General features: G+C 66.0%; 14 protein-coding genes. 7 read left to right on the top strand and 7 right to left on the bottom strand.

The window, feature by feature from the left end; translation table 11 throughout:
* Positions 1-223 precede the first annotated feature (223 nt).
* Genes cysG through C8348_RS14295 form a run of 5 tightly spaced genes read left to right on the top strand, consistent with a single transcriptional unit; the run spans position 224 to position 5,060 of the window.
* Positions 224-1,675, top strand: a complete 1,452-nt coding sequence (gene cysG / locus C8348_RS14315) for a siroheme synthase CysG (protein WP_106754019.1) — start codon at positions 224-226, stop codon at positions 1,673-1,675.
* A gap of 50 nt (positions 1,676-1,725) precedes the next feature.
* Positions 1,726-2,022 (top strand): DUF2849 domain-containing protein, encoded by a 297-nt coding sequence (locus C8348_RS14310; protein WP_106754018.1) that lies wholly within the window; start codon positions 1,726-1,728, stop codon positions 2,020-2,022.
* Between the two features lie 52 nt (positions 2,023-2,074).
* A complete protein-coding gene (locus C8348_RS14305) occupies positions 2,075-3,733 on the top strand; it encodes a nitrite/sulfite reductase (RefSeq protein WP_106754017.1) in 1,659 nt (552 codons plus the stop codon).
* Positions 3,720-4,484 (top strand): phosphoadenylyl-sulfate reductase, encoded by a 765-nt coding sequence (locus C8348_RS14300; RefSeq protein WP_106754016.1) that lies wholly within the window; start codon positions 3,720-3,722, stop codon positions 4,482-4,484. The genes C8348_RS14305 and C8348_RS14300 overlap by 14 nt, the downstream gene beginning before the upstream one ends.
* A 21-nt stretch (positions 4,485-4,505) precedes the next feature.
* Complete coding sequence (locus tag C8348_RS14295; protein WP_106754015.1) at positions 4,506-5,060, top strand: DUF934 domain-containing protein; 555 nt, start codon at positions 4,506-4,508, stop codon at positions 5,058-5,060.
* 603 nt (positions 5,061-5,663) lie between these two features.
* On the opposite strand, the gene C8348_RS14290 is transcribed toward C8348_RS14295, so the two are convergent.
* From C8348_RS14290 to C8348_RS14260, 7 genes are all read right to left on the bottom strand, one after another.
* Positions 5,664-5,876 (bottom strand): cold-shock protein, encoded by a 213-nt coding sequence (locus C8348_RS14290; RefSeq protein ID WP_106754014.1) that lies wholly within the window; start codon positions 5,874-5,876, stop codon positions 5,664-5,666.
* Between the two features lie 301 nt (positions 5,877-6,177).
* The gene (locus C8348_RS14285) at positions 6,178-7,008 is read right to left on the bottom strand and encodes an alpha/beta fold hydrolase (RefSeq protein ID WP_208983761.1); all 831 of its coding nucleotides are present in this window, start codon (positions 7,006-7,008) and stop codon (positions 6,178-6,180) included.
* Positions 7,005-8,066: a branched-chain amino acid ABC transporter permease gene (locus C8348_RS14280; RefSeq protein WP_106754013.1), complete on the bottom strand. Its 1,062-nt coding sequence runs from the start codon at positions 8,064-8,066 to the stop codon at positions 7,005-7,007. Before C8348_RS14280 ends, C8348_RS14285 begins: the two co-directional genes overlap by 4 nt.
* A gap of 10 nt (positions 8,067-8,076) precedes the next feature.
* On the bottom strand, positions 8,077-9,105 hold the full coding sequence (locus tag C8348_RS14275) for a branched-chain amino acid ABC transporter permease (RefSeq protein ID WP_106754012.1): 1,029 nt from the start codon (positions 9,103-9,105) through the stop codon (positions 8,077-8,079).
* Positions 9,102-9,827, bottom strand: coding sequence for an ABC transporter ATP-binding protein (locus C8348_RS14270; RefSeq protein WP_106754011.1), 726 nt, complete (start codon positions 9,825-9,827; stop codon positions 9,102-9,104). The genes C8348_RS14275 and C8348_RS14270 overlap by 4 nt, the downstream gene beginning before the upstream one ends.
* A complete protein-coding gene (locus C8348_RS14265; protein WP_106754010.1) occupies positions 9,820-10,599 on the bottom strand; it encodes an ABC transporter ATP-binding protein in 780 nt (259 codons plus the stop codon). Before C8348_RS14265 ends, C8348_RS14270 begins: the two co-directional genes overlap by 8 nt.
* A 340-nt stretch (positions 10,600-10,939) precedes the next feature.
* On the bottom strand, positions 10,940-12,079 hold the full coding sequence (locus C8348_RS14260) for a substrate-binding domain-containing protein (RefSeq protein ID WP_425270822.1): 1,140 nt from the start codon (positions 12,077-12,079) through the stop codon (positions 10,940-10,942).
* Between the two features lie 372 nt (positions 12,080-12,451).
* On the opposite strand from C8348_RS14260, the gene C8348_RS14255 reads away from it, so the two are divergent.
* Together C8348_RS14255 and C8348_RS14250 are read left to right on the top strand one after the other, a co-directional pair.
* Positions 12,452-13,072, top strand: coding sequence for an NUDIX domain-containing protein (locus C8348_RS14255; RefSeq protein ID WP_106754008.1), 621 nt, complete (start codon positions 12,452-12,454; stop codon positions 13,070-13,072).
* A 66-nt stretch (positions 13,073-13,138) separates the two neighbouring features.
* Positions 13,139-14,611, top strand: a complete 1,473-nt coding sequence (locus tag C8348_RS14250) for an aldehyde dehydrogenase family protein (RefSeq protein ID WP_106754007.1) — start codon at positions 13,139-13,141, stop codon at positions 14,609-14,611.

Genomic DNA, 14,611 nt, shown 5'->3' with positions numbered 1-14,611 from the left:
GGGCGGGCTTTGTTTCCGCCCCCCGGGGGGGCCCCCCCCCCGCGCGCCCGCGGGGGGGGGCCCCCCGCCCCCCCCCGGCCGCGCCTCCCCCGCCATTTCCGGTAAAATTCGCTGACACAGGAGCATTTTCTCCCCCGCTTCAGAACTTTGAAAAACGATGCCCGGTATTTTGCGAAAGGTCCCGGTATCTTGAGCATAGTTTTTCATCGCCCGGAGTGCGGCCATGTCCGTTCGCAGCGAAACGACCGATCTGAAGCGCCTGTCGCGCCTCGACGTGTTCCCCGCCTTCCACAAGGTGGCGGACCGGCGGGTCCTCGTCGTTGGACATGGCGGCGAAGCGGCCGCCAAGGTGCGGCTCCTGGGCGAGACCAACGCCATCATCGAGGTGGTGTCCGCGGAGATCGAGCCAGAGCTGGCCGAGGTCATCGCCACCGTTGGCGCGCATCACATTGCCGAGGATTTCCGCCCGCGCCACCTGAACGGCGTGGCGCTGGTATTCTCCGCCCGCGAGGACGAGCGGCTGGACCGCGCCGTCGTCGAGGCCGCCCGCATTCTCGGCGTTCCCGCCAACGCGGTCGACAAGCCAGAGCTTTGCGACTTCTACACCGGCGCGCTGGTCAACCGCGCCCCGATTGCCGTGGCCATCACCTCCACCGGCGTCGGCCCCGTGCTTGCCCGGCATATCCGCGCCCGCATCGAGGGCCTGCTGCCGCGCTCGACCGGTGATCTTGCCCGTCTGGCCGAGAGCCTGCGCGAGACAGCCGCCCGCGTCCTGACCGATGGCGCGACGCGCCGCCGCTTCTGGGCAAAGTTCTTCTCCGGCCCCGTCGCCACCAATTTCTATGCCGGCCGTGCCGATGTGGCGCGCGTGGAAGCGCAGCGCCTGCTGAACGCGGCCCAGGACGAGAGCGGTTTCGTGTGGCTGGTGGGCGCCGGTCCCGGCGCCGAGGATCTCCTGACCCTGCGGGCCCAGCGCCTGCTGCAGGAAGCCGATGTCATCGTCTATGACGCGCTGGTGCCGGAAGCCGTGGTGGCCATGGGCCGGCGCGATGCGCAGCGCATTTCGGTCGGCAAGCGCAAGGGCGCCCATTCCGTGCCGCAGGACCAGATCAACACCGTGTTGGTCGAGCTGGCGCAGGACGGCCAAAAGGTGGTGCGCCTGAAGGCCGGCGATCCGCTGGTGTTCGGCCGGGCGGGCGAGGAAATGGACGCCCTGCGCGCCGCCGGCATCGGTTTTGAAGTCGTGCCCGGCGTCACCGCTGCCTTTGCCGCTGCCGCCTCGGCCCAGATCCCGCTGACCCTGCGCGGGGTCGCCTCGACGCTGGTGTTTGCAACCGGCCACAACGCCGACAGCGAGACCCTGCCCGACTGGGCCGGGCTGGCGCTGAAGGGCGCGACCGTTGCCGTCTACATGGGACGCACCGTGGCCGCAGCGGTGTCGCAGCGGCTGATGGAGGCCGGCCTTGCTGGCACCACGCCCGTCGCCATCATCGAGAACGCCGCCCATCCGGAGGAGCGCCAGTTTGCCGGCACGCTTGCCGACCTGCCGGCGCTCGGTGAGCGTGCGGATATTTCCGGCGCGACGCTGATCGTCATCGGCGAGGCCGTCGCCCATGCGGCCCTGTCGAAGGCCGCCCCGATTGCTCCGCGCCTGCGGGCCACCATCGCCGCCTGAGGGCGCAGAACAAGTGGCTGCCCGTCGCGGGGCGGCCTGAGGAGAGAGGAATGAAGGTCATCACCGCCAACCGTCTGATCGACGGCGAGGTCGTGTTCCAGGGTCCTGAGGGCACCTGGGTCGAACTGATCGGCGAAGCGCGCGTGCTTGCGGACAAGGACGAGATTGCCGCTGCGCTCGCCCTTGGGGCACAGGCTGTTGCCGCCCGGCTGATCGTCGAGCCCTACGAGATCGACGTGATCGAGACCGATGGACGGCTCGAACCGGCGCGCTTCCGCGAGAAGATCCGCGCCGCCGGCCCCACCACCCATCCCGCCCTTGGCAAGCAGGCCCGCGAGACCGCCTGACAACGAGATTTGCGGGGGAAGGCATCGGCCTTCCGCCTGCCGGAGACGCGCCATGTACCGCTACGATGAATTCGACCAGGCCTTCGTTCAGGAACGCACCGCGCAGTTCGCCGACCAGGTGCGCCGCCGCCTGTCGGGCGAGCTGTCGGAAGACGAGTTCAAGCCGCTGCGCCTGATGAACGGGCTGTACCTGCAGTTGCACGCCTACATGCTGCGCGTCGCCATCCCCTATGGCACGCTGAACAGCCGCCAGATGCGCAAGCTGGCGCATATCGCCCGCACCTATGACAAGGGCTACGGCCACTTCACCACGCGCCAGAACATCCAGTTCAACTGGCCGAGCCTGAAGGACACGCCGCGCATCCTGGAAGAGCTGGCCGAAGTCGAGATGCATGCCATCCAGACCTCCGGCAACTGCATCCGCAACGTGACGGCAGACCATTTCGCCGGTGCTGCCGCCGACGAGATCGCCGATCCGCGCCCCTATGCGGAGATCCTGCGCCAGTGGTCGTCGTTGCATCCGGAATTCTCGTTCCTGCCGCGCAAGTTCAAGGTCGCAATCACCGGCGCGCCGCATGACCGCGCCGCCGTGCAGGTGCATGACATCGGCCTGCAGCTCGCCCGCAACGAGGCCGGCGAGATCGGTTTTGTCGTGTTCGTCGGCGGCGGTCTTGGCCGCACGCCGATGATCGGCCGCAAGGTCCGCGACTTCCTGCCCGAAGAAGACCTTCTGGCCTATTCGGAAGCGATCCTGCGCGTCTACAACCGCTATGGCCGCCGCGACAACAAGTACAAGGCGCGCATCAAGATCCTCGTGCACGAGACGGGCCTGGAAGACCTGAAGGCGGATATCGAGGCGGAGTTCGAGAAGATCCGCTTCGGCATCCTGCGCCTGCCGGACGCGGAAGTGCGCCGCATCGCGACCTATTTCGCCCCGCCGCAGCTGGACCCGCGCGCCGGGACGAGCGCCAAGGTCGAGACGCGCAAGGCCACCGACCCGGCCTTCGCCCGCTTCGTGGCGCACAATCTCAACCCGCACCGGGTGCCGGGCTACACCAGCGTGACCCTGTCGATGAAGCCGATCGGCGGCATCCCGGGCGACGCGACTGACGCGCAGATGGACGTGATCGCCAATCTCGCCGAGGGCTATGCCTTCGACGAGATCCGCATCAGCCACGAGCAGAACGTCATCCTGCCGCATGTGGCGCTGGATGACCTGCCGGAAATCTTCGACGTGCTGGTGAAGACCGGCATGGCGGAGGGCAATGCCGGGCTCATCACCGACATCATCGCCTGCCCCGGCATGGATTATTGCGCCCTTGCCACGGCCCGCTCCATCCCGGTGGCACAGCGGATTTCCGAACGCTTCGGCGCACCGGAGCGGCAGAGCGACATCGGCGAGCTGAAGATCAAGATTTCCGGCTGCATCAACGCCTGCGGCCATCACCATGTCGGCCATATCGGCATTCTCGGCCTCGAGAAGAAGGGCGAGGAGTTCTACCAGATCACGCTCGGCGGCTCGGCTGACGAGCAGTCCTCGATCGGCGAGATCATCGGCCGCGGCTTCTCCTCCGACGAGGTGGTGGATGCCATCGAAACGCTGGTGGACACCTACCTGAAGCTGCGCAGCTCCAAGGACGAGACTTTCCTCGACGTCTACCGCCGCCTCGGCGAAGACCCGTTCAAGGAGGCTCTTTATGGGGCTGAGTGATCTGGCCGGACTGGCCCTCGACCCGGATCTGGGGGCGGGCGCGGAAGCCCGCGTCTTCGCGGCCCAGTATGACGGCGCGGCGCCGCTCGAGATCCTGAGCGACGCCATCAACAGCCACTACAGCGGCCGCATCGCGCTGGTGTCGTCCTTCGGAGCCGACTCGTCGGTGCTGCTGCATATGGTGGCGGCGGTCGATCCGTCGACGCCGGTTCTGTTCGTCGACACAGGCAAGCTGTTCTCGCAGACGCTGCGCTACCGCGATGCGCTGGTCGAGAAGCTTGGCCTCACCGACGTGCGCGTCGCACGGCCCGAGCGGGACGAGCTGACCGCCATCGACCCGGCCGGCATGCTCTGGATGAACGACACGGATGCGTGCTGCAACCTGCGCAAGGTGCTGCCGCTGGCCCGTGCGCTGAAGGGCTTTGACGCCTGGATCTCCGGCCGCAAGCGGTTCCAGAACGCCACCCGCGCTGCCCTGCCCGTGTTCGAGGCCGAAGATGGCCGCGTCAAGGTCAACCCGCTCGCCAACTGGACGGCGGCCGACATTCTCGAATACGCCAAGCTGCATGACCTGCCGCCGCATCCGCTGGTCGCCGAGGGCTATCCGTCCATCGGCTGCCTGCCCTGCACCGACAAGGTCGCCCCGGGGGAAGACCCGCGCGCCGGACGCTGGCGCGGTCAGGCCAAGACCGAATGCGGCATTCATCTTTCCCTGTCCTCGAGCCCGCTGCCGGGCGCGGGCAACACGTGACGCTGCAAGGACGCACCTCGCATGACCAAGATCTACGCCAATGGCGCCTTTACCGAAGAAGCCTGGGTGCGCCTTGAGGCCGACGCAGAGCTGCCCACTCAGCCCGCTGCCGACGGGGTGAAGCTGATGGTTCCGCTGTCACGCTTCCTTGCCGATCCCGAGCGCCTTGTTGCGCTTGGTGACGGCGCTGCGGTGCTGGTTGCTGCCGGTGAGGACGTGCAGCTGCTGGAGCCGCATCTGGCCCGCCTGCCGCGCGTGCTGGTGGAGTTTCCGAAGTTCACCGACGGGCGCGGCTTTTCTGCGGCCCGCATCCTGCGCGAACAGCTTGGCTACGCCGGTGACATCCGCGCCATCGGCGACTTCATCCTTGACCAGATCCCGCTGATGCGCCGCTGCGGCGTGTCCAGCTTCGAGATCGTCAAGCCGCAGGTGGAAGCCTCGCTTCGCGCAGGCGAATGGCCGGAAGTCACGCATTACCTCCAGCCGGTTGGCAGTGTTGCCGAAATCCCCGCCGGCACCCGCCCCTGGGCCCGCCGCCCCTCCGACCTGCACAAGGTCGACCAGGCCGCCGAGTAAGGCACTGATCGTCGCCCGAGCTCACTCTCCCCCGTGAGGGCAGGGGAACTACATGTGTGGCCAGACGGCTTTCGAGGCCTCTCAGCCCCCCTCCCCCTCGTGGGGAGGGGTGAGGGTTGGGGGGCACGGGAGGCCGTTAGATCACAAGGCGTCTAAAACCAGCCTGGTCAGTAACGTCAGCAATTGGATTTAAGTCCGCTCCCCCCACCCCCAACCCCTCCCCACGAGGGGGAGGGGAGCTGAGAGGCTCCGGCAGTTCAAACTTTCTCGGCACAGTCGTTCACATCGAACACGTCACAGACATCACATGCAATCGCCCTGCCCTACCGGGGAGAAGGTTGCTGCGGCTTTGCCAAAGTCGAAGATGCCGCGCAGATCATCGCCCAAACAAAAACAGGGCGGCCAGTGGCCGCCCCGTCAGGCTGCTGACAAACCTGAAACCTTTCCACCGTCATCCTCGGCCTTGTGCCGAGGATCTATGCAGATCAATGGCTTGCAGATGGTCGGGACAAGCCCGACCATGACGGGCGAGAACGGCCTGCACGGCAATCAAACAAAAACGGGGCGGCCAGTGGCCGCCCCGTTTCCTTGAAATCTCGCGGATCAGGCCAGAGCCAGATCGGCAGCCTGCTTGCCACGGCCGCGGCGGTCGTCTTCGGTGATGAAGGTCACCTTGGCGCCTTCTTCCGGCGTGCCGAGACCAGAGCGCTCGAAGGCCGAGATGTGCACGAACACATCCTTGCCGCCACCTTCCGGCGTGATGAAGCCGAAGCCACGGTCATGGTTGAAGAACTTGATGGTGCCGGTTTCGCGCATGGCGGTATCCTTTCCCGGATAGTCGTAGTCAGGTCGACCGCCGCAAGCTTGTCTTGCGGCGATACGGCAACGATGCAGTCAAGGCAGAAACGGGAAAGGCAGAACGAGTTAGCGCCAGGCGCCGGTCAAACCAGTCTTTCCGGGTCCCAAACTGTCTGGGTCGATGCCCGTACGGCTGGCAGAAGCTGGGCCGATGGGCGGGAGATAGGGAGCCAGTCAGCCCCTTGCAAGGTTCGCCGGCACGGCACAGGCCATTGCTTGCAAAGCGGCACTCCCGCGCGGGAGACCCCGCGCAAGACTGTCACAGTGCGATCAGACCCAGCAACAGTCGGTTCAGCCGCTCGGGCTCCTCGAGGTGCGGTGCATGACCTGACGAACCGAAGCCATGCACGGAAACACCGGGGACATTGTCGGAATGCCAGTCTGCGACGCTGGCGTCATAGAGCGCACTCTGGCCACCGCAGACGAGATGCAGCGGACAATCGAGACGGGGCAGGAAGGCGCGGAAGTCCTGTGCCGTCAGGGACGCCCACATTGGCTTCAGAAGGGCGGGATCTGCCGCAAGCACCTCGCGCCGGGCATAGGCAAGGGTCTGCGGGTCCGGTTTCCGTCCGGTCGCAAAGATCCGCGCGGCGATCCGTTCGGCCATTTGCGGCCAACGCGGAATGATGGCCTCCAGAACCTCGGCATTGTGCAGGATGTCCAGCCCGTCGCGAACGCCGCCGCGCCAGGTGGCGTCGTTGACAACCTTCGGCGTCATGTCGAGCGCGACCAGAGCCTTCAGCCGGGAGGTGCCATGGCGCTCTGCCAGCGCATAGGCGACATGCGCGCCCATCGACCATCCGACCAGGACAACATTCGACAGATCGCGGTCCTGCAACAGTTCGATCACAGCATCCGCAGCCGCCTCGATGGTGAGGCCCGCCGCATCCCCTGTCTGCCCATGTCCCGGCAGATCGGGAACGAGCACCTGCGCCTTGCCGGACAGCGCCTGCAGTTGCGGCTCGAAGAAGCCTGCGTGACAGGACCACCCGTGCAGCAGCACGATGGCGGGAGAGGTCGCCCCATTCGGCCCTGCCTCCCGGAAAAACAGGCCCCGGGCACTCACGCCATGGCTCACCATGGGCATCATGCCTTGCCTGCGCGGAGCCGTCCGACGATGCCGGTCGGGAAGAAATAGACCGACAGCACGAAAAGCACGCCAAGCCACAGCAGCCAGCGGTCGGGAGCAACCAGGTCAGGCAGCAGCGGAATGCCCGCCGTTGCCTGTTCCGCCAGGCCCATCAGGGATTGCAGGTAGGTCTGCGCCAGGATGAAGATCACCGCACCCAGCACTGCCCCGTACATCGTACCCATGCCGCCGATGACAACCATCAGCAGGATATCGACCATGATCTCCATCGACAGGGTCGTCGCCGGCCCGGTGTAGCGCAACCAGAGTGCCAGCAGCACGCCGGCCATCGCGGCCATGACGGCAGAGAGCACGGTCGCGGCCGTCCGGTAACGCACCACCTTGTAGCCAATGGCTTCAGCGCGGAAGGAATTATCTCGCACCGCCTTCAGCACGCGGCCGAAGGGCGAGTTGACGATCCGGAGCAAGGTCAGGAACAGCACCAGCGCCACGCCGAAAATGAGATAATAGCTCAGCACCTTGCCATCGATGCGCAGACCCAGCACCGGCTCCGCGAACAGCTTGAACGCCGGCGTCAGTTCGCGCGGGATCTTGTAGTTGAGCCCGTCCTCGCCGCCGGTGAGGAAGGAGAGCTGCGACACCAGCACGGCAAAAGCACTGGCGATGGCCAGTGTCACCATGGCGAAGAAGATCGCCTTCACCCGAAGCGAGAACAGGCCGATGGCGAGCGCCAGAACAGCCGCCAGCGCCACGCCGCCGAGGGCCCCAAGACCGGCTGCGGCAAAGCTTGCCCCGCCGAGCGACAACCCGAGCGCGGTGCCATAGGCGCCGAGCCCGAAGAACATCGTGTGGGCGAAGGAGACAATGCCGGTGTAGCCGATCAGGAGGTCATAGCTTGCCACCAGCACGATGAAGATGCAGATCCGCGCCGCCGTCTCCAGCGGCTTGCTGCCGGGGAACAGGAACGGGGCAAAGGCAAGACCGATGAGGATGACAAGCAGGAGAACGGTGAGGACCGGGCTTGCCGGCCGGTCGCCGGACAGGAGTTTCATCAGCATGGCGCGCTCCTCACTTGGCCTTGACGACGGGATAGAGACCCTGCGGCCGCCACATCAGCACCACCACCATCAGCCCGATGGTGGAGACCAGCGCCACCTTGGGCGCGGCGAAGGCGGTGTAGTTGGCCAGAAGCCCGACCAGCAGCGCACCGATGAAACAGCCCTCGACCGAGCCGAGACCGCCGATGATGACGACGATGAACACCAGCACCATGATTTCCGAGCCCATGTGCGCGGTGATGGTTTCCTGATAGAGGCCCCACATCACGCCGCCGAGACCGGCGAGCGCCGAGCCGACCATGAACACCACGAGGAACAGCCGGCGAATGCGGTAGCCGAGCGCTTCCACCATCTCGCCGTTCTCCACCCCGGCCCGCACCAGCAGGCCGACCTTGGTGTGCTTCAGCACATGCCGCATGGCGACAAACAGCGCCAGCCCGACCCCGACGGCGACAATGCGGTACTTCTCGATGGCCGCATCGCCAATCACCCAGGAGCCCTGCAGCGCCAGCGGCCGCGACAGGTGCAGCGCATCCGGCCCCCAGACCACATGGATGAGCTGCTGCGCGATGATCATGCCGCCCATGGTGACGAGGATCTGTTTCAGGTGCTGGCCATAGACCGGCTTGATGATCACCTTCTCGAAGCCGTAACCTATCAGGCCCGTCGCCAGCATGGTCACCGTCACGGCGATCAGCATGGCCGCCAGGTTCATCAGCACCGACGGATGCCCGGTCCATCCGGACAGCCACGTCAGCACGGTGAAGCCGATGAACGCTCCGACCGCGACGAAGGCTCCATGGCCGAAGTTGATGATGTCCATCAGGCCGAACACCAGCGTCAGGCCCGAAGCCATGATGAAGATCATCAGCCCCATGGCGAGGCCCGCCACCGTCAGCGTTGCCCAGGTCGACGGATTGCCCGTCACCACCAGCCCGCCCAGCATCAGCAGGGGAACCAGCAGCAGCGGCAGCTTTTCCGCCAGCCGTTCACCAAGCGGCCGCGCCTCGATGCGGGGCCGGATCAGGGTCTCGCTCATTGATGCGCCTCCAGGCTCAGTCCCATCAGCCGTTCCTGCAGTCCGGCATCGGCCACCAGCGTGGCCATGTCGCCGGCATGCACGATGCGGCCATCATCCATCACGGCCACCGTGTCGCCGAGGCTTGAGGCCATGGCGAAGTTCTGCTCGACCAGCAGGATGGTGGTTTCGGTTTCCTTGAGCTGGCGCAGCGCATCGGTCATGGCGACGATGATCGCCGGGGCCAGCCCCTTGGTCGGTTCGTCGATCAGGATCAGGCGGCGCGGCTCGATGATCGCCCGCGACACGGCCAGCATCTGCTTCTGCCCGCCTGAGAGGGTGCCTGCCGAAGAATTCCAGAAATTGCGGATCGGCGGGAACAGATCCTGCACCCAGGAAAGCCGCTTCGCATCGATCGGGCCGGACGTGGCGGCGAGCATCATGTTCTCCGCGACCGTCAGGTCCGTGAAGATGCCCATGTTTTCCGGCACATAGGCAATGCCGGCGCGGGCGATCGACGGTGTGTCCAGCTGGGTGATGTCGCGGCCATCAAAGCGGACCTCACCCCGGCTTGCCCGCCACAGGCCCATGATGGTGCGCAGCGTCGTGGTCTTGCCGGCGCCGTTGCGGCCAAGCAGAACCGATACCCCGCCCTGCGGCACGGTCAGCGAAACGCCCTGCAGGATGTGATAGGGCCCGATGTGGGTATGGACGCCGTCCAGCGTCAGAAGCGGTTCAGCCATGGGTGGCCTCCGTCACGCGCTTGCCGAGATAGGCTTCCTGCACCACGGCCGAATTGATCACGGTGGCCGGTTCGCCATCGGCGACCAACGCCCCGTTGTGCAGCACGATGATGCGGTCGGCGAGAGTCCGGATCACGTCCATCTTGTGCTCGACCAGCAGGATCGTGCGATCCTTGTCGGCCTTCAGCTCCTGGATCAGCCTCAGGATCACCGGCACCTCGTCGACGCTCATGCCGGCGGTCGGCTCGTCGAACATCAGCACCTGCGGCCCCAGCGCGATCAGCAGCGCCACCTCCAGCTTGCGCTGGTCGCCATGCGGCAGGGCGCTCACGGTCTGGTCTGCCTTGTCGAGCAGGCGCACTTCGGCCAGCACATGTTCGGCCCGCTCGATCAGCTCCACGTGGCTGTCGGCCATGGAGAAGAGATCAAGGCCAAGGTTCGCCCTGGCCTGCGCCACCAGGCGCACGTTCTCGCGCACTGTCAGGGTCGGAAACAGGTTGGTGAGCTGGAACGCGCGGCCGATCCCCTTCAGCGTCCGCTCCGGCACGCTCATCCGGGTGATGTCCTGACCGTTCAGAACCACCTTGCCATGGCTCGCCCGGAGCTGGCCGGAAATCAGGTTGAAGTAGGTCGTCTTGCCGGCACCATTCGGCCCGACAATGGCCGTCAGCGTCCCGCGCTCGAACGCACAGCTGACATGATCCACGGCCACATGCCCGCCGAAGCGGATCGTCAGCTCATGGGTTTCCAGAATGGGATGTTCACGCGCCACTGGATCGTTCCATGCGGGGTTGGGGGAAGGCGAGATTGGTGTTCCGGGGCCACAGCAGCTCCGGCGAGCCGCAGCGCCCCTCTCCCCCCTTGAGGGGGAGATGTCTGCGGCAGCAGACAGAGAGGGGTTACGGCGGTCCAGCGCAGTCAGCGCGAGTCGAGAGCGCCTGGTACCCCCCTCTGCCCCCATCCGGGGGCATCTCCCCCTCAAGGGGGGAGAGGGGGCTGCGGCTTAACGGGATACTCCGGACCAAAGCCTGTTTGGTGTGTCCGGCCCCACCTCCACCCCCTCCCCACGAGGGGGAGAGGAGCAAGAGAGGGCGCCGCTTGCAGTCACAAGCTTACTTCTTGTTCTTGATCGGGATGTTCATGTCCTCGATCGTCAGCTCGCGCACCAGTTCCGGGATGCCCCAGGCCACGGCCGGGTCAACCTTGATCTTGAAGTGGTACATCGACTGCAGCGCCTGATGGTCCTCGGGGCGGAACACCATCTTGCCCTTCGGCGTCTGGAATTCCATGCCTTCCATCGCCGTGATCAGCGCTTCAGTGTCCGTCGAACCGGCCTTCTTGAGTGCCTCGACAACAGCGATGCCTGCGGTCATGCCACCGGCGGTGAAGAAGTCCGGCGGGGACTCATGACGCTTCTGGTGCTCGGTGACGAGCCAGTCGTTCACCGGGTTCTTCGGGATGTCGTAGTAGTAATAGGTCGCCCCTTCCATGCCCGGCAGCGCCTTGTAGGCAGCCATCGCAGCCAGGATGTTGCCGCCCGTGGCGATCTCGATGCCGAAGCGCTCCGGCTCCATCGCCTTGATCTTGCCGATCGGGTTGTTGGCACCGGCCCAGATGATGAAGAGGAACTTGCGGCCCGGCTGGTCCTTCATCTGGTCGAAGATGCGCTGCGCGCTGGCGGTGAAGTCCTGGGTGTCGGTCGGGACATATTCCTCGACGGCGAGCTTGGCGCCGGTCGGCGCAAGCGCATCACGGAAGGCCGCAACGCCGTCACGGCCAAAGGCGTAGTCCTGCGCCAGCGTGGCGATGGTCACGCCTTCCTTGCCGAGGGCGACCGCGTTGGCAATGGCGTCCTGCGAGGAGTTGCGGCCGGTGCGGAAGATGTAGCGGTTCCAGGCTTCGCCCGTGATGCTGTCGGCCACCGCCGGCTCGACGATCAGCAGCTTCTCGTATTCCTCGGCAACCGGCAGCATGGCCAGCGCAACACCGGAGGCAACGGGACCAACCGCGATGTCGGCGTTGTCGTCGCCATAGGCCTCAGCCAGCACGGCCTTGGCAATGTCCGGCTTCGTCTGGGTGTCCTTTTCGATGACAACCAGCTTGCGGCCGTTCACTTCCATGGTGCCGCCAGTGGCATATTCGAGGCCCATCATCAGGCCGATATGCGACTGCTTGGCATAGGCTTCCAGCGCGCCGGTCTTGTCATAGACATGGGCGATGCGGATGTCCTCCGCCTGTGCCTGTCCTGCCATCGTGACAGGTCCGGCAACAGCCAGCCCCAAAACGGTGGCCAGAGCCATCCGTCGCAATTTCGAATGCAAGGTCGAGTTCATTGGCAACATCCTCCCGAGTGCCGGAGCGCGCTCCCCCGCGCTCCTGATGTGTCCGGCTCCCGCAAATCCTGTCGGGCCCTCTGACGGGGCCACCATGGCGATGGGGCTCATGCCGAACTGCGAGACTGGCTGTCTTCCCTGGAGTTGGAGACGCCAGACGGCACCACGGTCACCGGACGAGAGAATATGAAACCTGAATCATGCGTCATGTCAAATGACAGTTTCGCGTCTGGTGCAGTTCGTGCCATCGGCTAAGCTGCGGTGCGACCAAGACAGGAGCATGACCATCGCATGACCGCCCCCGACAACACTGTGCCCGACGTCGAGATCCTGTCCCGCCACGAGGTGTACCGGGGCCGGGCAAGCGTTGAGGAAATCACCTTCCGCCAGCGCCGCCGGGACGGGTCCGTCCAGGACCTCACCCGCGAAGTTGTCCGCTACGGGCTCAATGTGGTGGCGGTGCTGCCGGTTGATCCCGTTGAGGGAAGACTGCTTTTGTGCCGCCAGCTGCGCCTGCCGATGCTGGTGGACCAGAACGATCCGTTTCCGCTGGAGGCCTGTGCCGGCCGGCTGGAACAGGGCGAGGATGCGGAAGAGGGCGCACGCCGCGAACTGCTGGAGGAGTTCGGCGTCACGGCATTGACGCTGACCCATGTGATGGCGAGCTACACCAGCCCGGGCATTCTCGGCGCCCGGGCTGACCTTTACCTGGCCACCTATGACAGCGCGGCGCGGGCCAGTGGCGGAGGCCTTGCGGAGGAAGGCGAGGACATCGAGGTGCTGGAAATGGGCTTTGCGGAAGCCGCACATCTCCTGCGCACGGGCCAGTTGCGCGATGCCAAGTCGGTCATCCTGCTGCAGCATCTCATGTTGAGACACCCGGACCGGTTTCCCGCCGTCTCTCCCCCTTGAGCGCATTGCGGCCCCCCGTTGCATCCGCTAGCGTTCGAAAAGACAACCGAAACGGGAGCGGGAACGATGCCGGGAGAGACGGTCCAGACACGCGAGATTCTGCTGCCAGGAGCCGTCATTGACGGGATTGTTGGCCCCGCCACCGGCGATGACCGGTTTGACAGCCTCTGCCCCTCGGATGGCCGGCTCATCGCCCGTGTTCCGCGCTGCGACGCCGCCGATGTCGGCCGGGCCGTTGCCAGCGCCCGCCGCGCTTTCGACGACGGTCCCTGGCCGCGCCTCACCGCGCTGGAGCGGGGCCGCCTGCTGCTCAGGCTGTCCGCGCTGGTCAGCGAACACGCCGAGGAACTGGCGGCCCTCGAATCGCTCGATGCGGGCAAGCCGCTGCGTCAGGGCAAGGCCGACATCGTCGCCCTCGCCCGCTATTTCGAATTCTATGGCGGCGCAGCCGACAAGGTGATGGGCGACACCATCCCCACCGCCGACGGCTTCCTCGCCATGACCCTGCGCGAACCGCTCGGCGTCGTCGGCGGCATCATCCCGTGGAACTATCCGGCGCAGATCATGGGCCGCGTCGCCGGGGCAGCCCTCGCCATGGGCAACACGCTGGTGCTGAAGCCGGCGGAAGATGCCTGTCTCAGCGTCCTGCGTGTCGGCGAGCTGGCGCTGGAGGCCGGCTTTCCGGCCGGCGTCTTCAACGTCGTCTCCGGTTTCGGCCACGAGGCCGGCGCTGCCCTTGCCAACCATCCGGGCCTTGATTTCCTCACCTTCACCGGCTCGCCGGAAGTCGGGGTGATGATCCAGACGGCGGCGGCGCGCAACCACATCGGCTGCACGCTGGAACTGGGCGGCAAGTCGCCCCAGATCGTCTTCGAGGATGCCGATCTCGAGCAGGCCGTCCCGGTCATCATCAATGCCATCATCCAGAACTGTGGCCAGACCTGTTCGGCTGGCAGCCGGGTCCTGGTGCAGCAGGGCATCTGGCAGCCGCTCGCCGATGCCTTGCGTGCCCGCGTGCGCACGCTGGTCGCCGGTCCCCATGACCGCGATCTTGATCTCGGCCCCCTCATTTCGGAAGGCCAGCTGCGCCGGGTCCGGTCCTTTGTCGAGCGGGCCGCCAACGACGGCATTCCCCTCATTGCCGAAGGCGCCATCGCCCCCGATGCACCGGACAGCGGCTTTTACGTGCCGGCCCGGATCTATGGCCCCGTGCCGCCCGAGCATCTACTGGCGCGGGAGGAAGTCTTCGGCCCGGTCCTGTCGCTGATCCCCTTCCGCGACGAGGCCGAGGCGATCCGGCTCGCCAATGGCACCGACTACGGCCTTGTTGCCGGCGTGTGGAGCCGCGATGGCCAGCGCGCCGTGCGCGTCGCGCGGCAGATCCGCGCCGGTCAGGTCTTCGTCAACGCCTATGGCGCGGGCGGCGGCATCGAGCTGCCCTTCGGCGGCTTCAAGAAATCCGGCCACGGCCGCGAGAAAGGCTTCGAGGCGCTGTATGAATTCTCGGCGACCAAGACCCTCGTCCTGCGCCATGGTTAG

Source organism: Pannonibacter carbonis, assembly GCF_003012935.1.
GTDB lineage: Bacteria > Pseudomonadota > Alphaproteobacteria > Rhizobiales > Stappiaceae > Pannonibacter > Pannonibacter carbonis.
The sequence above is the reverse complement of the archived record's forward strand: the minus strand, read 5'-3'. Positions and strand labels throughout refer to the sequence as shown.